This is a genomic window from Enterococcus innesii, from assembly GCF_022846515.1.
Taxonomy (GTDB): domain Bacteria; phylum Bacillota; class Bacilli; order Lactobacillales; family Enterococcaceae; genus Enterococcus_D; species Enterococcus_D innesii.
Map to the genome: position 1 here is coordinate 2,279,912 of NZ_AP025635.1, position 20,945 is coordinate 2,300,856.

Here is a 20,945-nt window from a genome sequence, read left to right on the forward strand (position 1 = left end):
TTAGCTCTTTCTTTCTCATAATTGATCCGCCGTGATTTGGGCGGCTTTTCTTTAAAATCAAAATCTAAAAAACGATGGTTAAACCTGACATAACGGCGTTGGAAGCGTAATGTAAATTTTCTGAAAATTCAGTGTTTTAAGTTTTCTGGGACTTGCATTATTGTTAGCATTTCTATATAATTATTAAGAATATATTATACAATGTTAAGAAAGCTTTTGGAAATGAAATGCATGTTCCTTCTTTTTTTACATTAAAACGCAAGACATCTTAGAAAGTAGAGAGGGGTATTCGATTGTCCAGAGATAATCAATTACTAGATGTTCAAAACCTTCACACAGGTTTTCGTATCAAAGACGATTACTATGACGCAGTAGATGGTATTTCTTTTACACTAGATCGTAATGAGATCTTAGCAATCGTAGGAGAATCTGGTTGCGGAAAAAGTACGTTAGCTACAACGATCATGGGGCTACATGACCCAAACAACACGAAAATCACTGGAGAAATCTTATATAAAGATTTAAACTTGTCAAACTTAAACGAAACGTTATACAACAAAATTCGCGGAAATGATATTGGGATGATTTTCCAAGATCCGTTGTCTGCACTGAATCCGTTGATGCGGATCGAAGACCAAATCAAAGAAGGCTTGTCTTATCATACAGATATGAATGCCGAACAGCGCCAAGCACGGGCATTAGAATTATTAGAACAAGTTGGGATCCCGAATCCACCGCGAGTAGGACGTCAATACCCTCATGAATTGTCAGGTGGGATGCGTCAGCGGGTCATCATTGCGATCGCGATTGCTTGTAAACCACCAATCATTATTGCCGATGAGCCAACGACCGCGTTGGACGTGACGATCCAAGCACAGATCCTTGATCTACTAAAAGATTTGCAAGAAGAAACGCAAACGGGGATCATTTTGATCACCCACGATTTAGGTGTCGTAGCAGAGATGGCCGACCGAGTAGCCGTAATGTATGGGGGACAGTTTGTGGAAGTCGCAACAGCCGAAGAGTTGTTTGCCAATCCGAAACATCCATACACCCGCTCACTGCTTAACTCGATCCCTCAAGAAAATTCTCAAGACAGTGAACTGCATGTGATCGAAGGGGTGGTTCCTTCCTTGAAAAATATGCCTCGGACTGGTTGTCGGTTTGCTGCACGGATTCCTTGGATTCCTGAAAGCGACCACGAAGCAAACCCAGTCTTGCATGAAGTAGCACCTGATCATTTGGTCCGTTGCACATGCTACAAGCATTTTCATTTTAGAGACGAAGAAGGAGAAGTGTAGATGACAGAATTAATTACAATCAAAGATCTGAAAGTCCACTATCCTATTCGCAGCGGATTCTTCAACCGCGTCACGGACCATGTGTATGCCGTTGACGGTGTGGACTTCATCATAGAAAAAGGAAAAACCTACGGATTGGTTGGTGAGTCTGGTTCTGGTAAATCCACGACGGGTAAAGCCATCGTTGGGTTAGAAAAAATCACCAGTGGCGAAATCATTTATGATGGGCAAGACGTGACCAAACGTTCCGTCCGCAAAAAAATGAACTACAACAAAGATGTCCAAATGATTTTCCAAGATTCAATGTCTAGCTTGAATCCTAAAAAACGCGTGGTAGACATTATCGCAGAACCATTGCGCAACTTTGAACGCTTAAGCGATCAAGAAGAGAAAACACGTGTGAAAAGCCTTCTGGATATCGTTGGGATGCCAGAAGATGCCCTATACAAATATCCTCACGAGTTCTCTGGTGGACAACGTCAGCGGTTAGGGGTTGCCCGCGCGGTAGCATCCAATCCAAAACTGATCGTCGCCGATGAGCCGGTTTCAGCTCTTGACTTATCCGTGCAAGCGCAAGTACTGAACTTTATGAAACGGATCCAGCAAGAATTTGGCTTAAGTTTCTTATTTATCTCTCATGACTTAGGGGTCGTAAAACATATGTGCGACAATATCGCCATCATGTACAAAGGCCGCTTCGTTGAGATCGGGACACGGGAAGACATCTACCAAGACCCGCGTCACATCTATACAAAACGTTTATTATCAGCGATTCCTCAAATCGACGTAAAAAATCGCGATGCTCACAAAGAAAACCGCCGCAAGGTCGAGTTGGAATATGTGACCCATCAAAAAGATTACTACGACGAATCTGGCAGAGTGTATGACTTGCGTAAAATCACCGAGTCGCACCAAGTCGCATTGAAAAACGGGGGTGCTGAATAATGTGGAAAACAATTCTACGTCGTTTGTTGTTGATGATCCCGCAAGTCATTATTTTGAGTATCTTGATTTTCTTGATCGCACAAGCAATGCCTGGGGATCCATTTACTGGTTTGATCAATCCAAACCAAGATCCAGCTGTTATTGAGCGGATGCGTGAAGCCGCTGGTTTGAATGACCCATGGTATACCCAGTATTTCCGTTGGATCGGAAATGCCTTAAAAGGGGACTTTGGACAAAGCTTTATCTTTAAATTGCCTGTTTCAACATTATTAGCAGGACGTATCAGCAATACATTGTGGTTATCTTTATTGACGGTCATTTTGACTTACGTGATTGCCATTCCTTTAGGGATGTGGGCAGGACGTTACCAAAATTCATTGCTTGATAAAGTCGTCGTTGTTTACAACTTCTTCAGTTTCGCCGTACCGTTGTTTATCTTTGCGTTGATCGCATTGTTCATCTTCGGTTACCGATTGGCTTGGTTCCCAACGGGTGGTTCCGTTGCACCGGGGGTCAGCGGCATGGCTGAGTTTTGGAGTCGTTTGTATCACCTACTATTACCGGCAATCACTTCTGCATTATTAGGAACAGCAGTGACGATCCAATACTTGCGAAGTGAAGTCATTGATTCGAAATCATTGGATTTCGTTCGTACCGCTCGTTCAAAAGGGGTACCAACGAATAAAGTCTTCTCACGTCACGTTTTCCGGAATGCATCGTTGCCGATCGCATCACAAATGGGCTACGAGATCACGTCATTGATCGCAGGTTCTGTGGTCATTGAGAAAATCTTCGCCTACCCAGGTGTCGGAAAACTGTTTATCGATAGTATCGTCCAACGGGACTATGCCGTGATCACTTCACTGACATTGATCTTAGGACTAGCGACCTTGATCGGTACGCTACTGTCAGATATCATCATGAGTATTGTCGATCCAAGAATCAGAATCCAGTAATAGGAGGGGATAAATGTGTCTGAAAAGAAAGAAAAAGTACTAAAACAAGAGAGCATCCCGCCTATGGGATTGAAAATGATTTTTCGCGAATTCTTAAAAGATAAAATGGCGATCTTTTCATTAGTATTGTTAGTCGCAGTTTTATTATTCGTGTTTATCGGCTCGGCAGTTATCGATCAATCACAAGTGATGCGTGTCAGCATCCTTGATAAATACGCTGTACCTGGCGCGATTTCGCCAAACGGCGGCACCTACCTTTTAGGGGCGGATGAAGGTGGCCGTGATGTTTGGGGACAATTGATCATCGGTGCGCGTAACTCAATCTTGATTGGTTTTTCAATCACGATCATTACGTCGATCGTTGGGGTCGGACTAGGGATCATCTCAGGTTATTATGGCGGTATCATTGATAATATTTTGATGCGTATCGTTGACTTCGTTATGATTTTACCGATCATGCTGATCATTATCGTTATCGTATCGATCGTACCTCGTTATAACGTTTGGACCTTTATATGGGTCATGAGTGCCTTTTACTGGGTCGGAAAAGCAAGGCTCTTCCGAAGTAAGACCCTTTCAGAAGGCCGTCGCGACTATGTTAGTGCATCGAAAACCCTCGGAACCAATGACTTTGTCATCATGTTCCGCGAAATCATGCCGAACCTTAGCTCATTGATCATCACCAACTTAACAATGAACTTTGCAGCGAATATCGGTATTGAAACGACACTAACATTCTTAGGTTTTGGTCTGCCGACCAATGTTCCAAGTTTGGGGACACTGATCGGGTATGCCAGCAGCGGTGATGTGCTGGTCAACAGACAGTGGATCTGGTTACCCGCATCAATTCTAATTTTAGTCTTGATGTTGAGTATCAATTACGTTGGTCAAGCATTTAAGCGTTCAGCGGATGCGCGTCAACGACTAGGATAAACAAGGAGGATACAGGATGAAGAAAAATATTTTTGGTATGGTCACTCTTTTGTCAGTGTTAGCATTGGCAGCGTGTGGCAGCAACGGCGGCGGAACCGATTCTTCTGGTGGCGGTAATTCAGCGACAGAAACAGAAGATATCAGCTCAATGCCAACAGAAGTCAAGAATGACGAGGATGCAATTGAAGGCGGAACATTGGATGTTGCAGTAGTGATGGATACGCAATTCCAAGGGTTGTTCCAAACAGAATTTTATCAAGATAACTATGATTACCAATTTATGCAACCAAGTAATGAAAGTTTATTCTTAACAGACGCTGATTTCCGAATCGTTGATGGTGGTGCGGCTAATCTTGAATTAGACGAAGAAAACAACACAGCAACGATCACATTGCGTGATAACTTGAAATGGTCTGACGGTGAAGATGTAACGGCAGATGACGTGATCTTTTCTTATGAAGTAATCGGTCATAAAGATTATACAGGTATCCGTTACGATAATAACTTTACTAACATTGTTGGTATGGAAGATTATCATGATGGCAAATCTGATACAATTTCTGGTATCACCAAAGAAAGTGACAAAGTCGTTAAAATTCAATACAAAGAAGTTCACCCTGGTATGATGCAAGCCGGTGGCGGTATTTGGTCTTCAGCATTACCAAAACACGCCTTTGAAGGAATTGAAGTCAAAGATATGGAATCAAGCGATCCTGTTCGTAAAAATCCAATCGTCTTTGGTCCTTATGTGATGTCAAATATCGTTGCGGGAGAATCTGTTGAGTATGTACCAAATGAGTACTACTACGGTGGCGCTCCTAAAATGGATAAATTATCATTTAAAGCTGTTCCAACTTCTTCAATCGTAGAAGCTTTGAATGCAAAACAATATGATATTGCATTGTCAATGCCAACAGATACGTACCCAACATACAAAGATACAGATGGCTACCAAATCTTGGGTCGTCCTGAACAAGCCTATACTTATATCGGCTTTAAATTGGGAACTTGGAATGATGAAGAAGGAAAAGTTAATTACGATCCTGATTCAAAAATGGCGGATAAATCATTGCGTCAAGCAATGGGCTATGCATTAGATAATGATGCTGTCGGAAGCCGTTTCTACAATGGTTTGCGTACAAATGCAACGACATTGATCCCACCAGTATTTGGCACATTGCACAACACCGAAGTAGAAGGCTACACTTTAAACATCGACAAAGCAAATCAATTACTTGATGATGCTGGCTACAAAGATGTTGATGGTGATGGCATGCGTGAAGACAAAAATGGTGAGAAATTGACCATCAACTTTGCTTCAATGTCCGGTGGCGAAACAGCACAACCATTAGCAGATTACTACATCCAACAATGGAATGAAATTGGACTTGATGTACAATACACCACAGGTCGTTTGATCGACTTCCAAGCATTCTATGACAAGTTGAAAAATGATGATCCTGAAGTTGATGTTTACCAAGGTGCATGGGGAACTGGATCAGATCCTTCTCCAACTGGCCTTTATGGACCAAACTCAGCATTCAACTACACTCGTTTTGAATCTGAAGAAAACACGAAGCTATTAGAAGCAATCGATTCAAAAGATTCATTTGACGAAACAAAACGTAAAGAAGCATTTGATGCATGGCAAGAATATGCTGCAGATGAAGCATTCGTAATCCCAACACTTTATCGGAATGAAGTTTTACCAATTTCAAACCGCGTGAAAGACTTTACATGGGCATATGATGCAGACCATAATACATGGGCAACAGTTTCAGTTACAGCTGAATCTCGTTAATCAATGATCGGTGAAAAGACGTCCTTTCTGGGACGTCTTTTTTTTCTGTTTTTTTGCGGGTATCTGAGGAAAACAGGCTTTTTTATACAGGAGAAGATTAAGTAGATAAATTTTTATTACAGTCTTTCCAAGAATTTGGAGGAAACATTTCATAATTCGACAAAAACCAGTATAATAGGGAAGTGTCGATAAACTAATGAAGGAATGTGACAAATGAATACACAATTAACGAAAGAACTAAAAGAAAAGTTTGATATTGTGTTCCATGATGTAGATCTGCTTGAACAAGCGTTTACGCATTCATCTTATGTGAATGAGCACCGCAACTTGCACTTGTCAGATAACGAACGTTTAGAGTTTTTGGGCGATGCTGTCTTAGAGTTGATCGTTTCACGGTATTTGTATCGTGAATTGCCAGATCTGCCCGAAGGTAAGCTGACGAAGCTACGGGCGGCAATCGTTCGCGAAGACAGTTTATCCATGTTTGCCAAAGATTGCCGATTCGATGAATACATTCGTCTAGGCAAAGGGGAAGAAAACTCTGGCGGTCGTAAACGACCTTCTTTGCTTTGTGATCTATTTGAAGCCTTTTTAGGTGCGTTATACTTGGACCAAGGACTGGAAAGTGTCAGCGGCTTTTTGACGAAAGTTGTTTTTCCAAAAGTAAAAGCAGGTGCTTTTTCCCATGAGATGGATCATAAGACTCGCTTGCAAGAAGTCTTGCAGCGTGGTGGCGATGTTTCCATCAATTATCGTTTGATCAAAGAAGCAGGCCCCGCCCATGAACGGATTTTTTGGACGGAAGTCTATTGCGATGATACCTTGATCGGAAAAGGACAAGGAAAATCGAAGAAATTATCAGAACAGGACGCCGCGGCGAATGCCTTGGCAGATCTTGAACAGTAAGAGAGGACTGGCGGAGTGTATTTAAAACGAATAGAGATTGCCGGCTTTAAATCCTTTGCCGACCGCACAGTCATTGATTTCGAACATCGTGTGACTGCAGTCGTCGGACCAAATGGCAGCGGCAAGAGCAATATTACCGAAGCGATTCGTTGGGTTTTAGGAGAACAATCTGCCAAAAATCTACGTGGTGGCAAAATGCCTGATATTATTTTTGCAGGTTCTGACACCCGCAGAGCGCTAAATATAGCGGAAGTGACGATCGTTTTAGACAATAGCGATCATTATTTACCGATGGATTACAGTGAGATCAGCGTGACTCGCCGCTTGAGAAGAACCGGCGAAAGCGACTTTTTCTTAAATAAACAAGCTTGCCGCTTAAAGGATATCCAAGAGTTGTTTATGGACTCTGGGTTGGGGAAAGAATCATTTTCGATCATTTCCCAAGGCAAGGTAGAAGCAATTTTCAGCAGCAAACCAGAAGACCGTCGTGGGATTTTTGAAGAAGCGGCGGGGGTATTGAAATACAAACAGCGGAAAAAGAAAGCTGAGCAAAAGTTGTTTGAAACGGAAGACAATTTAAGCCGTCTACAAGATATCATTTATGAACTAGAAGATCAGTTGGTGCCTTTGGCAGCCCAAAGTGAAGCAGCCAACCGTTTTTTAGCGTTAAAAGAAAAATTGACGACGGTTGATGTGGCCTATGCAGTCTTAGAGATCACGAAAGCAAAAGAAGCGTGGGAGACAGCCAAAGCTCAACTAAGTACCTTTAACCAAGAACTGGCGCAGATTTCCGAAAAGATCAATCAAGGGGAACTGTCGCTACATTCTTTGCGGCAACAACGTACTGCTTTTGATGAAACGTTGGAGCGTTTGAATCAGCAGCTTTTAGAGGTCACCGAAGGACTGAAGCAAGCTGAAGGACAAAAAGAAGTCTTGGATGAGCGATCAAAACATACGCAAAAAAGTTCTGCGGAATACCAAGAAACCTTAGAGGAAGTCACAGAACGGGTCACACTTTTAAATGAAGAAAAAACGGAACTGATCGGCTTGCTTTCACAAAAGAATCGTAGTGTGCAGGAAGTTGAAGCAGCGATGCTGGCGTGTCAGCAAGAGCAGGAAAAGTACCAACGTTCAGCAAAAGAAATCATCGAAGAGTTGCGTAGCCAATATGTCGAAGCCATGCAGGAGCAGGCAACGATCGGAAACGAATTGAAATACTTGGAGCGTCAATACCAACAAGAAGCCGCGAAAAATCAAACGGCGTTAAGCAAGCAGACGCAAATGAATACGTCGTTGAAAGAAAAGACGATGGAAGCGCAAATCGTGGAAGAACAACTGACGCAGGCTAAGGCGATTTTAGAAGAACAACGCAAGCAATACATCCATCTTCAAGAAAAAGCTCAGACCAACAAAAAACGCTTTGATGAAGAACAAAAGAAAATGTATCAGTTAATGAGTCAAGTGCAGCAGGTACGAGCGAAACAGCGCAGTCTGCAAGACATTCAAGAAAATTATAGCGGCTTTTATCAAGGCGTTCGCTTGATTTTGAAAAACAAACAGCAGATCAGCGGCATCGTTGGCGCAGTAGCGGAGTTGATCGATGTGCCACAAGACTATACCGTGGCGATCGAGACCGCATTAGGCGCCGCTGCACAGCATGTCGTCGTTGAAAATGAACGGGATGCACGGGCAGCCATCACGTATCTGAAAGAAAATCGCGGCGGTCGTGCCACTTTCTTACCGCTGACGACTATCAAAGCCCGTCATTTGCCAGATTATGCCCGCAATCAAGCCAAGCAAGTGTCCGGCTTTATCGGCGTTGCCAGCGAATTGGTCCAGTCGCCGGAACACGTCCAAACCATTACGGATAACTTGTTAGGCAGTATCTTGATTGCCGAAGACTTGCAAAGTGCTAATGCGTTAGCACGAGCATTGAACTATAGCTATCGGGTCGTTTCTTTAGAAGGGGATGTCATGAATGCTGGTGGTTCCATGACGGGTGGCGCAACGAAGAAAAATGCCGGTAGTTTGTTTAGCCAAAGCAATGAGCTGCAACAATTGACGGCACAAGCGGTGCAACTGGATGAGCGGCTTTTAAAAACGGAAAAGCAAGTCCAGCATTTTGAAGCAGCGACCAAAGAAGCACAAGCAGCACTAGAAGAATTGCGGACCCAAGGCGAACAGGCTCGCATGACGGAGCATGAGCTGCAAAGCCGCTTACAAAATCTTGAGAATGACCTGAGCCGCTTGAAGCAAGAGCAGCAAGTGTTTGATTTTGAACATCGCGAAGTGCAAGCCTTCTTTGAAGAGTACGATGAGAAGAAGACGAGTTTGGAAGAACAGCAAAAGAATATTGCGGCGCAATTGGCGAAAATCGATCAAGATATTCATCAAATGAATGCCGAAGAAGACTTGATCGAGGAAAAACGCCAAACCTTAGCACAAGAAAGTGCGCGCTTGCAGGCAGCTTTCGCCGTTCAAAAAGAACAAGTGGCGCATTTGCAGCAAAAAATTGCCGCTACGAATCAAGCATTGGAAGAAAACGAAGCGCGTCAACAATCCTTAGAACGGCAGTTAGCTGCCTTGACAAGCAACGTCAGCGATCATGAGTTTTCAGAAGAAAGCATTCTTCAGCGAATTGAGGCCTTCACAACCACCAAGCAGCAGGTAACAGCGGAATTGACGGTGATTCGGGAACAACGTCAAGTCGTTCAACAAGAAATCGGCGCATTAGACGAAGCCCTGAGTGCTGAAAACTTAACGCAAAAAGAAAAGCTGTCAGAAAAAACCGAAGTTGAGATCGAAAAAAATCGCGCAGAATTGGTGATGGATAATCGTTTGTTGTATTTACAAGAAGAATACAATCTCACCTTTGAAAAGGCAGCGCAAGATTTCCCTGAAATCGAGGATGCAGAACAAGCCAAAGTCGACATTCAGGAACTAAAACATGCGATCGAGCAAATTGGTCCAGTCAATTTAAATGCGATCGAACAATATGAACAAGTCAATCAACGGCATTTGTTCTTAACGAGTCAGCGAGATGATCTGCTGTCGGCTAAAGCACAGCTGTTTGATACGATGTCTGAAATGGATGAAGAAGTCAAAACCCGTTTTGGCGAAGTCTTCGATGCGATCCGTCTGCAATTCAAACAAGTATTTCCTAATATGTTTGGCGGCGGTCATGCGGAATTAGTCTTAACAGATCCGAAAGATTTATTGAACACTGGGATCGAGATCGAAGCCCAACCGCCGGGCAAGAAATTGCAAAACCTCAGCTTGCTATCAGGGGGCGAGCGGGCGCTGACTGCGATTGCGTTATTGTTTTCCATTATTCAAGTTCGTCCAGTACCGTTTTGTGTGCTTGACGAAGTGGAAGCAGCATTGGATGAAGCCAATGTCTCTCGTTTCGGTCATTACTTGAGTGCTTTCCAAAATGATACGCAGTTTATCGTCGTAACTCACCGCAAAGGAACGATGGAGGCAGCAGATGTGTTGTATGGTGTGACCATGCAAGAATCTGGAGTGTCGAAGACCGTGTCCGTACGCTTAGAAGAAGTGCGTGAAGGCGGTAGTTTTGCAGCAGATCAAGCATAGAGGAGGAATGATATGATTAAACTGATTGCGATCGATTTAGACGGAACGTTATTGAATGACAAAAAAGAAGTGACTCCTCGCAACAAAGAGGTACTTGCTCGTGCCAAAGCACAAGGCGTAAAAATCGTCATTTGTACCGGACGTCCATTACGGGCGATCCGTCCCTATTTAGAAGAATTATCGCTGAAAGAACCCGGCGACTATAGCATCACCTTTAACGGCGGTTTGGTTCAAAAAAATGAGACTGGCGAGATCATTGAAAAAGCAGCGATGCAGCTGGCAGATATCCATGAATTGATTTCAGTGGCGGAAGACTTGAATTTGCCTCTAGACGTGGTATCAGAAGAGATCGTCTTGAGTTTACCGACTTCAGCAGCGCATCCATCAATTTATGGCTCGTTGAATCCTTTATTGGATTGTCGTCCTTTTGCTGTAGCTGATCTGGATGAATCGATGCTCTATAATAAAGCGGTGATCGCCTACCATCAGGAAGTTTTGGATCCTAAAATCCCTGAGATTTCCTCAGCGATCCGCGAGAAATATGAAATCATCAAAAGCCGGAATAACCTGTTAGAATTTATGCCTAAAGGAATCACCAAAGCCTATGGCATCAGCCTATTGGCGCAAGATTTAGGGATCAAGCAAGAAGAAGTGATGGCGATCGGTGATGAAGAAAATGACTTGCCAATGATTCGCTATGCAGGGATTGGCGTAGCGATGGCCAATGCCGTGCCAATCATTAAAGAAGCGGCTGACGTTGTCACCGTTTCAAACCAAGAAGACGGTGTGGCAGCAGTGATTGAAGAATATGTCTTAAAAGGAGGTGCGTAAGATGGGATTTTTTGACAAAATCAAAAAAGCGCTGATTGGAGAAACCAAAGAAGCAGAGCAAGAAACCGATAAACCGTTAGTCGATGCTGATTCACCAGAGAATCAGCCTTCAGAAGAAAGCCAGCCAGCACAAACACCTGCTGAACGAGAAGCTTCAGAAGCAGTGGCACCTACAGATGCCGCCGACGCCAGTGATTTGAAGGCAGAGCAAGAAACTGCCGAAGCGTCCCCACAGCAAGAAGCAACGGTAGCGAATAAAGGAGAAGAAGCACCAAGTGTTCCAGTAGAAGTGACCGAGAACACACCATCAGAGGGTGCACCAGCTTCTGAACCAATCCTTCAACCAGCGCCAGAGACGGAAAGTGTGCAGGACAAATACACCAAAGGATTGACGAAATCACGAAAAACCTTTGGGCAACGGATGAACGAATTGTTCGCCAATTTCCGTACGGTGGACGAAGACTTCTTCGAAGAAGTGGAAGAAACGTTGATTGGTGCAGATGTTGGCTTTGATGCGGCGATGAAGATCGCGGATGCATTGAGACAAGAAGTCAAACTACGTAATGTAAAGAAAACAGCGGATGTCCAAAATGTCATCATCGAGAAATTAGTTGACCTATATGGGGAAGCGGGTGTCGGTGAAGTCAACGAGTTGAATATGCAACCGGGGTTGACTGTCATTTTATTTGTTGGCGTGAACGGTGTTGGAAAAACCACCAGTATCGGGAAATTAGCCCACCAATTCAAAGCCGAAGGCAAGAAAGTCTTATTGGCTGCAGCGGATACTTTCCGTGCCGGTGCCATCGATCAATTAGTGGTCTGGGGGGAACGGGCTGGTGTTGAAGTCGTTCGTGGCAATGCCGGAGGCGATCCAGCAGCGGTCGTGTTTGATGCGATGGAGCGCGCAAAACGAGAAAATGCTGACGTTTTATTAGTAGATACAGCTGGTCGTTTGCAAAACAAAGTCAATTTGATGAACGAATTAGAAAAAATCAAACGGATCATTCAGCGAGTGGACCCAACGGCCCCTCATGAAGTCCTGCTTGTGTTGGATGCAACAACGGGTCAAAACGCCATGAATCAAGCAAAACAATTTAAAGAAACGACGGATGTTTCTGGTCTCGTCTTAACGAAACTTGATGGAACAGCCAAAGGGGGGATCGTCTTGGCGATCCGTAACGAGCTACGGCTGCCCGTCAAATTAGTGGGACTTGGAGAAGGCATCAATGATTTAGAGCCATTTGATCCAAATGAATTTGTTGTCGGCTTATTCAAAGGCTTGATCAAGGAATAAAAAAGAAGAGCCCTGTGTCAGGTAAAATACCTGCACATGGCTCTCCTTTATTGTTGCTTTTATTTCAAATGAAGGCAATAGCAAACGAGTTGCCGTTCAGCTATTGCCGATCAATCTGGGGCGTAAAGGTTACAATGTTTAGCTAGGTCAAATACGGATACAGCGATGTACGAATTTGCCTTAAAGCATAAAACGATTTTTTTTGAGTGGCTAACATTTTTCGTTCTTCTAAAGTCTGGGAAGTATCAGATAGAATAAAATGAAAAGCTCAGCTACAAAAAATTATTTTTTTAGCTCCCCTTGGCGCTCGATGATCATTTTTTCTAAGTTGTTCAACGTATCGATATCTTTATTGGTTTCGATAAAATTCGTAATCAAATTCAATAACGATTGATCAGACAACTCTGCTGCTAAGAAGTCTTCTTGGGTCACATTCGGAGAATACAACCGAGTCAAAACAGTACCGCTGTAGCCGATATCTGCTACTTTCAATAAGTCGTGGTTTTTTAGTTTACGTACGACTGCTTGAATGGTATTCTTGCTTAGATCTTGCTGTTGGACAGCAATGTCATTTGCAGAAAGAGGTTTGTCTGAATTCCAAAAGATATTCATGATTTGACGTTCACGTTTGGTAAGATTAAGTGGCTTCATTCACTATTCTTCCTTTCAAAAAAGAGTAATATGGACATAATATTTTACTGTTCTATAAGCAGTATACTTTATTTTGAAGGTAAATATCAAATTTATTCAAGTATTTTATAAATTCTTGGTAATTTTATTCAGAGATACTACAAGTGAAGAGCAAATTCCTGCTTTTTTCGCCATTTTTCACTATAATGGATGGAAAGAAACAGATTATAAGAAAAAATCTAGTAGAAGAACATAGAGGGCATTCGCATGAAAATAAAAACATTATTATCACATAAAGAGCTTTTTCCCTATTTATTGAAAGGGCGTTACGGGATTGAGCGAGAAGCACAGCGGGTACGATTAGACGGAACTTTTGCTGGAACGAATCATCCTGAAAAGCTAGGTAATCGTCGCTTCCATCCCTATATCCAAACGGATTTTGCGGAAAATCAACTGGAACTAATCACGCCGGTCGCGGATTCAGTGGATGAGTTGTTCCGTTTCTTAGGGGCCATCCACGATGTGGCATATCGTTCAATGGCAGCAGAAGAAATGCTCTGGCCTTTGAGCATGCCACCAGCTTTACCAGAAAAAGAAGAAGACATCGTCATTGCAAAATTAGACCAATTTGAAGATGTGCTTTACCGCCGCTATTTGGCCAAAACGTATGGTCGCCGTAAGCAAATGGTCAGTGGGATACATTTCAATTTTGAATTTGCGGAAGACTTTTTGCAGCAACTGTATGCTTTATCTGAAACGAATGAAAGCTATCAAGCCTTTAAAACGGCGCTTTATTTGAAAGTAACTCGCAATTATTTGCATTATCGCTGGTTTTTGACGTATTTCTTTGGGGCGACCCCTGCTTCAGAAGCCAATTATTTTACGACAGAAAACGGACCGCAAGAACCAGTCCGCAGTATTCGCAATAGCCATTATGGCTACACGAATCACGAAGACGTCAAGGTATCTTATGCTTCGTTAGAGACCTATCTTGCAGATATTGCCAAATTAGTGGAGACAGGAAAGCTTTCAGAAGAAAAAGAATTTTATGCGCCAGTGCGTTTACGTGGGGGAAAACGGGTCGCAGATCTAGCCTCAGCTGGTATCCGTTATATTGAGTTAAGAAATATCGATATCGATCCCTTTGCCCGCTATGGCATTTCCAAAGAGCAAGTCGCGTTCTTACATTTCTTCTTATTGTTTTTAAGTACAAAAGAAGAAGGCAACGATGCCGATGCGTGGATCGAAGAAGGCAATCAGAAAAATGATCAGGTGGCATTAGAGCATCCCTTAGCGCCATCGACTTATCAGCAAGAAGCGCAAGCACTGATTGCTGAAATGATGGACTTTGCCCAAGCCCTTGAGCTGCCGCATCCGCCATTTTTGGATCAGCTTTCTGAGATGCTGGCTGAACCAGAAAGAACCTTCGCTGGACGTCTTTTCTCAGCGAGTCAAGCAACCAGCCAAGCGCAGACAGCAACATTGCTGGGACAAAAGTATCATCATGCTGCTTGGGAAAAACCGTATCAATTGGCTGGTTTTCGAGCAATGGAATTGTCGACCCAGATTCTCTTGTTCGATGCGATCCAAAAAGGTATCGAAGTGACGGTACTGGATGAAACGGATCAGTTCTTGAAATTAGCCGTGAAAGACCACGTTGAATATGTTAAAAATGCCAATATGACCAGTAAGGATCAGTACATCGTCCCATTGATCATGGCGAATAAAACGGTCACCAAAAAAATCTTAGCCGAAAATGGCTTTCATGTACCAGGTGGCGCTGAATTCGCTTCGGCAGAAGAAGCGATCGCGTTTTATCCTCAGATCGCCCACAGCGGGTTTGTGGTAAAACCGAAAACCACCAACTATGGGATTGGTATCTCGATTTTCAAAGAAGGTGCTTCTTTAGCGGATTATCGGGCGGCGGTCGCCATTGCCTTTGCGGAAGATGATTCGATCCTCGTTGAGACCTTTTTATCAGGGACGGAATATCGGTTCTTCGTGATCGATGGGCGAGTTGATGCGATTTTATTACGTATCCCAGCCAATGTCGTGGGTGACGGCAAGCGCACGATCACGGAACTCGTCGCAGAGAAAAATCTCGATCCATTGCGCGGCACCCATCATCGGACTCCATTAGAGTTGATTCAATTAGGGGAACTGGAACAACTGATGTTAAAAGAGCAAGGGTATCAAGTTGATTCAGTGCCAGAAGAGGGGCAGATCGTTTATTTGCGAGAAAACTCGAATATCAGTACTGGCGGTGATTCTATCGATGTAACGGATGACTTCAACGATGACTACAAACAAGTAGCAGTCGATGCGGTAGCCGCATTACAAGCATCTATCAGCGGAATCGATCTGATTATTCCAGATAAAACCAAGCCAGCCAATGAACCGGGGGCTTATGGAATCATTGAAGCCAATTTCAACCCAGCGATGCATATGCACGTTTATCCATACAGCGGGAAAGGCCGACGCTTAACTATGTCTGTTTTACGACTGTTGTTCCCTGAAGTCTTCGAAAGCTGATGGAAGCTCAGAGAGCAAAGAACTGCACACTCTGGAAGGTGATTCCCTTCGAAAGTGTGCAGTCTTTTTTATTAGGATTCAAAAGCAGCGATCTCAATCGTTTGTTTTGTTTCTTCCACCTTGAGACCTGTTCGGGCTTCCCACCATTGTTTCATTTCTTTTTCATACGTGGTAGGAAAACGTTGGATCAAGGTCAATAACGGTACGCCTTGAATCGAGGCATAGGGAAAGTTTAAAACGAGATTGTACTTCAGTTCCGATAGGAGGCTATAATATTGAAACATCATAAAGTTCATTTCATTCTGATCCTCCAGTAGGAGTACTTTCGGAGCGCGATCCAGCATAAAACCCAAGCTGCGCATCATGAACAATACGCCATCCAGATGGCTCGATTCGATCGTAGGGGCCGTTTTCAACAAATCGATATGCAGATCCAAAGCATCAAGCAGTTCTTTCTTTAATGAAAGGTAGGGCGGTGTTGATTGTTCCATGATAGTTCCTCCTTTTAATGGAAAAGACGTTTCCAAAATGACGTTTTCTCTGGTTGTTCGTGCTCTTTATCCGATTGCGTAGTAGCTGCAGGGTATTTTTGTTCGATATCGATGACGTCTTGATTGACGGCTTCTTTCCCGGCAATCAGCAAGCCGATACTGTCTGGACCGGCATCTTGTGCATCGGAGACGATCCGAAATTCCATCTGTTGTTGAGTCAGTAAAGTGATGTAATCGGTCTGGATCGATTCTGGCAATTTTCCGTTAAGCAACACGAGCGCTCCTTGATAATCTGGTAAGGCGTTCAAGAGCGTTTTCTGGTTGTCCTTCTTCTTCATTTCTGTTACTGTCATACTAAGATAACACCGTTCACGAAACGTGCCTAAATACTTGCGCTGTTCATCTGGGTTGACGCGAGGCGTCCCATACATTCCTGTATCAAGGCGTTTTTCTAATTCGTCTGACATTGAAGTATCCTCCTCAAAGCGTTTACTTATGCTTATTATAGCATATCCAGCAAATAGCAAAAGAGGGGTGCGATCGTGAGAGAGTTTTGATAGAAAGTAGGGATCCTATGACAACAAAAGAACGACATTTGCTATTATTAGCAGAAAATCAGCAGTTGGAGACACCGAGGCTGCTCTTGCGTCCTGTTTCCTTGGCAGATGCAGCGGACATGTTTGCCTATGCAAATGATGAAGAAACGACGACCTTCGTCTTTGCTAGACATGGGTCGGTTGAAGAAACAAAACTACGCATCGCCGAGTATTTTGTTGCTGCACCCTTAGGAAAATATGCGATCGAAGAAAAAGACTCAGGCAAAATGATTGGGACCATCGATTTGCGAGTAGAATCAGAAAAAGAGATCGCTGAGCTCGGTTATACATTAAGTCGCGATTATTGGGGACAAGGGATCATGCCAGAAGCGGCAATGGCACTGCTGCATTTCGGTTTTGAAACACTCGAATTGATTCGAATTTTTGCTCGACATGATGCTCGAAATCCCAAGTCTGGACGGGTCATGGAGAAAATTGGGATGAAATTGGAAGCAACGATCCCAGCTGCCCGCAAATCGGGTGAAGAAATCATCGATGAAGTCACGCGCGGCATCACCCTAGAGGAATGGAAAAAACGTATCATGTAAAGGAGGGCTCTCGTCATGGAACTGAACATTGAGCCAGCAGCAATTGAAAAAATAACCCCTTATGTGCAGCCAGATGATCGTCTCTATTTGGATTTTGAAGACGGCGTCGGTCCGTTTCCTGCAACGGAGATCACCTGCCGTTTGGACATCCATTTTCGCCTGATCATCGTGCCGCAGAGCTATCCAGAAGAAGGATTGGCGATCTACGACACCCCTTTAACGACACCCTTAGGCACGATTTGGTTGAAGCAAGGGGCTCAGGTGTATTTAGAAGAACAGACTCGGATGCAGGTGGAACCGACCTATCAACGGTTGCAATTGGTGGGAAATAGCGGGATCTTAGCAAATGATGTTCAATTGTTACGGATCGAAAAGCAGACGGCAGGCCGCTGATATGGGCACGCTGGCGGTTATTAGCGACTTGCACGTCGATATCAACCAATTATTCGCCCCCCATCTGCAGCTGATCGCTGATTATTTGCAGCAAAATCAGGTGACCCATCTGCATCTGGCAGGAGATGTGGCGAATAAAAAGCAACGGCTATTAGACGTGGTCGCATTTTTTCAAAGTCGACAGGTACCAACGACCTTTCACTGGGGCAATCATGAAATGGTGGACTTGACGGAACAAGAGATCGAGGCTTTCGATGATCCCGCCTTTCTTAATTTTCAGACGTATCGCTTATCAGAAAAAACACTGCTGTTGGGAATCAATGGCTGGTATGACTACCAATATTCTGATTTGACCAGTGAAGCTGAGATCTTGCGGCTGAAAAATCTGTTTTGGTATGACCGCATGATTCAACGAAAGGGATCGGATAAGGGAATCAGCCAAGCCATCAATGAGCGTTTAGCGGAAACATTGGCCCATTTGCCGCAAGACCAAGAAATTCTTCTTTCTACCCATTTTGTGCCTCAAGAAGCGTTTATTGTGCGGCAGACCGGCAAGTACGCCCGCTGGAACCACCTAAATGCGTTTTTGGGGTCGCCTGATTTTGGCGCAGTGATCGATCAGTACGCCAATGTGCGGGCAGTCGTCTTTGGGCATACCCATCGACGCTTTGAGAAAAAAGAGCTTGCGGGAACCAGCTACTATTGCCGTCCCTTCGGCTACTATTATGAATGGCAGTTGACCCGACGCTTCGTTTTGGAAAACCACTTAGCAGAAGCATATTCGCCAACGAAAGTTCGGACGCTGCTGCGAAACCATCATGAGGCATTTGAGGACTATAAAACGGCGCATCTTGTAGAGGAATTGGCGCAAGCGATCACGCTGCTGCCGTATTAGCGCAGCAAACGAGTCCTGCTTGTTTTCGTAATTGAATTCCCACGCAATTTAAAACACAAAAGAAACACACAAAGGAGAAAAATCATGACATTTGAAGAAATCTTACCAGAATTAAAAGCCGGCAAAAAAATCATTCGTGAAGGTTGGGGTGGCTTTGAACTTTATGTGACATTCGTTGAAGGAGAAGTGTACGACAATGCACCAGTCACCCCTTACTTTTTGATCAAAACAACAGATGAAGGATTCTCGAGTTTCGCACCGACTGTTTGCGACATTCTTGCGGAAGATTGGAAAATTGTGGAATGACAGCACCGTGGATCAATGACAAAACGATTGTGTTTGTCACAGGTGCTGCTTCAGGCATCGGCAAAGCACAAGCAGAGGCGTTTCTTGCAGAAGGCGCCCAAGTATTTGGGGTTGACTGCCAATCGTTTCCCGATACGCTTTTAGCCCAACCCCGCTTTTTCGGCACGTGTTGTGACTTAGCGGTGAAAGAAAATTGTTTTGCAGCGGTCCAAGCTTGTGTGACGCACTTTGGCGGTATTACGGTCTTGTTAAATACAGCTGGGAAACTTGACGGCTATCATACGATCGCTGAGACGACCTCAATGGAGTGGGAGGAGATATTTCAAACCAATGTCTCCAGCATGTTTTATTTAACGAAAGAAATCTTGCCACTGATGCAAGCCAATGGCGGCGGAACGATCATTAATATGGCGTCGATCGCTGGAATGGTCGCAGGTGGAGGTGGGATCGCTTATACAACCGCAAAACACGCGATCGTCGGGTTTACCAAACAGTTGGCATTGGATGTTGCAGATCAAGGGATCTCGGTGAAGGGCATCGCGCCAGGTGCGATTCAAACGCCGATGAATGCGGCTGATTTTGCCGGTGACGGGAAAATGGCGCAATGGGTGGCAGAAGAGACGCCAGTCAAGCGTTGGGCGCAACCAGAAGAAGTTGCAGCACTGACCCTTTTTCTTGCCAGTCCGCAAGCTAGTTACTTGCAGGGGGCGATCGTGCCCATCGACGGTGGTTGGACCTTGAAATAATGAGCCCATTAGAGGAGGACGCCAATGAAGGAACAAGCGATCCAGCACTTGCTTGCAAAAAATCGTGAATGTCGACAACTGCTTACGATCATTGAAGCGTTGCAGCTGCCGGATTGCTGGCTCTGTGCCGGGTACCTGCGGAATTATTTATGGGGATTTCTCAGCGGAAAAATAGCGGAGGTGCCGCTGACCGATATTGATGTCGTGTTTTATGATCCGACTGTAAGCATAGAAGAAACAGCAGCGATCGAAGCGCAACTGCGCCGTTCGTTTCCCAAATTTCCTTGGGAGGTTCGAAATCAAGCGGTGATGCACCAGCACAATTTTGCCGAGGAGCCGCCTTATACAAGTACCTTCGATGCTTTAACGAAATTTCCAGAGCGTTGTACAGCGGTGGCGGCACGAATGAATCAAGGTAAGCTTGAATTGATGGCGCCTTTTGGTTGGCAGGATGTTTGCAGTTTTCGGGTGCGGCCAACACCGCATTTCGCCCAAAATGAACAGTACCTTGCGGTTTACCGACAACGCCAAGCGATCAAGCAGTGGCAGAAAATTTGGCCGCAGTTGTCGATTGAAGAGATCGACAACTAAAAAAGAACACTCGCGTGATGCGGCGATTTCCAAAAGTTAGACGAAAAAGCTAACTGATGGGAATCGCTGCATATGACGCGAGTGTTTTTTATTAACGCAAAGCCAATGGTTGCGCCAAGCGGTTTCTTAAAAAGATACCTAGATAAGCTGCGGCAACGGCTTTGATGATCCCGGGGATAATAAACAAAACAAAACCACCGTTAAAAGCAGCCGGCCATGCCATGCCCGTGCTCCATTTCAGCCATAATGTACCAAACAACAAAGTTGCCAGCGCACCGACAATATTGCCGATCACTGCTCCTGTGTAGCGAAACGCCGTTTTTTCTACGACCAATCCAGTAAGCAATCCGTTAAAGAGGAAGCCGACTAAATAGCCTCCGGTTGGTCCTAACAAAACACCGATACCGCTGGAAAAACCAGCGAAAACGGGCAAACCGATCAATCCTAACAGCAAGTAGATGATGATCGCCATCGTTCCTGTTCGCGTGCCAAGGAAAGTCACCGCCAGGCCGATCGCAAAGGTTTGTCCTGTCAATGGGATCAAACCTAACGGAATCGTCAATTGGGAAAGACCAGCAATAATGATCGCAAATAATGCGGCATGGATTTGTTCACGTAATGATAATTTCATCGAATCCTTCTCTCTCATAATAATT

General features: G+C 44.3%; 20 protein-coding genes. 16 read left to right on the forward strand and 4 right to left on the reverse strand.

Going from position 1 to position 20,945, the window contains the following annotated elements; genetic code table 11:
- The first annotated feature begins 293 nt into the window (after positions 1-293).
- From ENLAB_RS10745 to ftsY, 9 genes are all read left to right on the forward strand, one after another.
- Positions 294-1,301 (forward strand): ABC transporter ATP-binding protein, encoded by a 1,008-nt coding sequence (locus ENLAB_RS10745; RefSeq protein ID WP_060791587.1) that lies wholly within the window; start codon positions 294-296, stop codon positions 1,299-1,301.
- Positions 1,302-2,246 (forward strand): ABC transporter ATP-binding protein, encoded by a 945-nt coding sequence (locus ENLAB_RS10750; protein WP_077453896.1) that lies wholly within the window; start codon positions 1,302-1,304, stop codon positions 2,244-2,246.
- Positions 2,246-3,202, forward strand: coding sequence for an oligopeptide ABC transporter permease (gene opp4B / locus ENLAB_RS10755; RefSeq protein WP_005227132.1), 957 nt, complete (start codon positions 2,246-2,248; stop codon positions 3,200-3,202). The genes ENLAB_RS10750 and opp4B overlap by 1 nt, the downstream gene beginning before the upstream one ends.
- A 63-nt stretch (positions 3,203-3,265) precedes the next feature.
- Positions 3,266-4,135, forward strand: a complete 870-nt coding sequence (locus tag ENLAB_RS10760; RefSeq protein ID WP_153883525.1) for an ABC transporter permease — start codon at positions 3,266-3,268, stop codon at positions 4,133-4,135.
- Between the two features lie 16 nt (positions 4,136-4,151).
- Positions 4,152-5,936, forward strand: coding sequence for an oligopeptide ABC transporter substrate-binding protein (locus ENLAB_RS10765; protein ID WP_077453895.1), 1,785 nt, complete (start codon positions 4,152-4,154; stop codon positions 5,934-5,936).
- Positions 5,937-6,149: 213 nt separating this feature from the next.
- Positions 6,150-6,842, forward strand: a complete 693-nt coding sequence (gene rnc / locus ENLAB_RS10770) for a ribonuclease III (protein WP_005227136.1) — start codon at positions 6,150-6,152, stop codon at positions 6,840-6,842.
- 15 nt (positions 6,843-6,857) lie between these two features.
- The gene (smc, locus tag ENLAB_RS10775) at positions 6,858-10,436 is read left to right on the forward strand and encodes a chromosome segregation protein SMC (RefSeq protein WP_244351076.1); all 3,579 of its coding nucleotides are present in this window, start codon (positions 6,858-6,860) and stop codon (positions 10,434-10,436) included.
- Positions 10,437-10,448: 12 nt separating this feature from the next.
- Positions 10,449-11,267: a Cof-type HAD-IIB family hydrolase gene (locus ENLAB_RS10780; RefSeq protein ID WP_244351078.1), complete on the forward strand. Its 819-nt coding sequence runs from the start codon at positions 10,449-10,451 to the stop codon at positions 11,265-11,267.
- A 1-nt stretch (position 11,268) separates the two neighbouring features.
- Positions 11,269-12,561, forward strand: a complete 1,293-nt coding sequence (gene ftsY / locus ENLAB_RS10785) for a signal recognition particle-docking protein FtsY (protein WP_081118844.1) — start codon at positions 11,269-11,271, stop codon at positions 12,559-12,561.
- A 282-nt stretch (positions 12,562-12,843) separates the two neighbouring features.
- Here ftsY and ENLAB_RS10790 read toward each other — a convergent pair whose 3' ends face one another.
- Positions 12,844-13,212, reverse strand: a complete 369-nt coding sequence (locus ENLAB_RS10790; protein ID WP_077453891.1) for a BlaI/MecI/CopY family transcriptional regulator — start codon at positions 13,210-13,212, stop codon at positions 12,844-12,846.
- A 246-nt stretch (positions 13,213-13,458) separates the two neighbouring features.
- Here ENLAB_RS10790 and gshAB point away from each other — a divergent pair, with 246 nt between their 5' ends.
- The gene (gshAB, locus tag ENLAB_RS10795; protein ID WP_244351080.1) at positions 13,459-15,723 is read left to right on the forward strand and encodes a bifunctional glutamate--cysteine ligase GshA/glutathione synthetase GshB; all 2,265 of its coding nucleotides are present in this window, start codon (positions 13,459-13,461) and stop codon (positions 15,721-15,723) included.
- Positions 15,724-15,794: 71 nt separating this feature from the next.
- On the opposite strand, the gene ENLAB_RS10800 is transcribed toward gshAB, so the two are convergent.
- Together ENLAB_RS10800 and ENLAB_RS10805 are read right to left on the reverse strand one after the other, a co-directional pair.
- Positions 15,795-16,214, reverse strand: coding sequence for a hypothetical protein (locus tag ENLAB_RS10800; protein WP_005232469.1), 420 nt, complete (start codon positions 16,212-16,214; stop codon positions 15,795-15,797).
- Positions 16,215-16,228: 14 nt separating this feature from the next.
- On the reverse strand, positions 16,229-16,681 hold the full coding sequence (locus tag ENLAB_RS10805; RefSeq protein ID WP_086293789.1) for a YueI family protein: 453 nt from the start codon (positions 16,679-16,681) through the stop codon (positions 16,229-16,231).
- Positions 16,682-16,788: 107 nt separating this feature from the next.
- Between ENLAB_RS10805 and ENLAB_RS10810 the strand changes: the two genes are divergently transcribed.
- From ENLAB_RS10810 to ENLAB_RS10835, 6 genes are all read left to right on the forward strand, one after another.
- Complete coding sequence (locus ENLAB_RS10810; protein WP_077453888.1) at positions 16,789-17,358, forward strand: GNAT family N-acetyltransferase; 570 nt, start codon at positions 16,789-16,791, stop codon at positions 17,356-17,358.
- A gap of 15 nt (positions 17,359-17,373) precedes the next feature.
- Positions 17,374-17,751, forward strand: coding sequence for an iron-sulfur cluster biosynthesis family protein (locus ENLAB_RS10815; RefSeq protein ID WP_005227145.1), 378 nt, complete (start codon positions 17,374-17,376; stop codon positions 17,749-17,751).
- Position 17,752: 1 nt separating this feature from the next.
- Positions 17,753-18,646 (forward strand): metallophosphoesterase, encoded by an 894-nt coding sequence (locus ENLAB_RS10820; RefSeq protein ID WP_244353421.1) that lies wholly within the window; start codon positions 17,753-17,755, stop codon positions 18,644-18,646.
- A gap of 84 nt (positions 18,647-18,730) precedes the next feature.
- On the forward strand, positions 18,731-18,952 hold the full coding sequence (locus ENLAB_RS10825) for a DUF2829 domain-containing protein (protein ID WP_244351082.1): 222 nt from the start codon (positions 18,731-18,733) through the stop codon (positions 18,950-18,952).
- On the forward strand, positions 18,949-19,698 hold the full coding sequence (locus tag ENLAB_RS10830; RefSeq protein WP_201705659.1) for a 3-oxoacyl-ACP reductase: 750 nt from the start codon (positions 18,949-18,951) through the stop codon (positions 19,696-19,698). The genes ENLAB_RS10825 and ENLAB_RS10830 overlap by 4 nt, the downstream gene beginning before the upstream one ends.
- 24 nt (positions 19,699-19,722) lie before the next feature.
- Positions 19,723-20,289: a nucleotidyltransferase family protein gene (locus ENLAB_RS10835; RefSeq protein ID WP_086293794.1), complete on the forward strand. Its 567-nt coding sequence runs from the start codon at positions 19,723-19,725 to the stop codon at positions 20,287-20,289.
- A 91-nt stretch (positions 20,290-20,380) separates the two neighbouring features.
- On the opposite strand, the gene ENLAB_RS10840 is transcribed toward ENLAB_RS10835, so the two are convergent.
- Positions 20,381-20,920 carry a biotin transporter BioY gene (locus ENLAB_RS10840; RefSeq protein ID WP_086293796.1) on the reverse strand — a complete coding sequence of 180 codons (540 nt, stop codon included), beginning with the start codon at positions 20,918-20,920 and terminating at the stop codon, positions 20,381-20,383.
- Positions 20,921-20,945: the final 25 nt, after the last annotated feature.

Excerpts from the sequence above, each read along its gene's own strand:
- ENLAB_RS10750 (WP_077453896.1), top strand. The coding sequence starts at position 1,302 with ATGACAGAATTAATTACAATCAAAGATCTGAAAGTCCACTATCCTATT.
- opp4B (WP_005227132.1), top strand. The coding sequence starts at position 2,246 with ATGTGGAAAACAATTCTACGTCGTTTGTTGTTGATGATCCCGCAAGTC.
- ENLAB_RS10760 (WP_153883525.1), top strand. The coding sequence starts at position 3,266 with ATGGGATTGAAAATGATTTTTCGCGAATTCTTAAAAGATAAAATGGCG.
- ENLAB_RS10765 (WP_077453895.1), top strand. The coding sequence starts at position 4,152 with ATGAAGAAAAATATTTTTGGTATGGTCACTCTTTTGTCAGTGTTAGCA.
- rnc (WP_005227136.1), top strand. The coding sequence starts at position 6,150 with ATGAATACACAATTAACGAAAGAACTAAAAGAAAAGTTTGATATTGTG.
- ENLAB_RS10780 (WP_244351078.1), top strand. The coding sequence starts at position 10,449 with ATGATTAAACTGATTGCGATCGATTTAGACGGAACGTTATTGAATGAC.
- ftsY (WP_081118844.1), top strand. The coding sequence starts at position 11,269 with ATGGGATTTTTTGACAAAATCAAAAAAGCGCTGATTGGAGAAACCAAA.
- ENLAB_RS10790 (WP_077453891.1), bottom strand. The coding sequence starts at position 13,212 with ATGAAGCCACTTAATCTTACCAAACGTGAACGTCAAATCATGAATATC.
- gshAB (WP_244351080.1), top strand. The coding sequence starts at position 13,459 with ATGAAAATAAAAACATTATTATCACATAAAGAGCTTTTTCCCTATTTA.
- ENLAB_RS10800 (WP_005232469.1), bottom strand. The coding sequence starts at position 16,214 with ATGGAACAATCAACACCGCCCTACCTTTCATTAAAGAAAGAACTGCTT.
- ENLAB_RS10805 (WP_086293789.1), bottom strand. The coding sequence starts at position 16,681 with ATGTCAGACGAATTAGAAAAACGCCTTGATACAGGAATGTATGGGACG.
- ENLAB_RS10810 (WP_077453888.1), top strand. The coding sequence starts at position 16,789 with ATGACAACAAAAGAACGACATTTGCTATTATTAGCAGAAAATCAGCAG.
- ENLAB_RS10815 (WP_005227145.1), top strand. The coding sequence starts at position 17,374 with ATGGAACTGAACATTGAGCCAGCAGCAATTGAAAAAATAACCCCTTAT.
- ENLAB_RS10820 (WP_244353421.1), top strand. The coding sequence starts at position 17,753 with ATGGGCACGCTGGCGGTTATTAGCGACTTGCACGTCGATATCAACCAA.
- ENLAB_RS10825 (WP_244351082.1), top strand. The coding sequence starts at position 18,731 with ATGACATTTGAAGAAATCTTACCAGAATTAAAAGCCGGCAAAAAAATC.
- ENLAB_RS10830 (WP_201705659.1), top strand. The coding sequence starts at position 18,949 with ATGACAGCACCGTGGATCAATGACAAAACGATTGTGTTTGTCACAGGT.
- ENLAB_RS10835 (WP_086293794.1), top strand. The coding sequence starts at position 19,723 with ATGAAGGAACAAGCGATCCAGCACTTGCTTGCAAAAAATCGTGAATGT.
- ENLAB_RS10840 (WP_086293796.1), bottom strand. The coding sequence starts at position 20,920 with ATGAAATTATCATTACGTGAACAAATCCATGCCGCATTATTTGCGATC.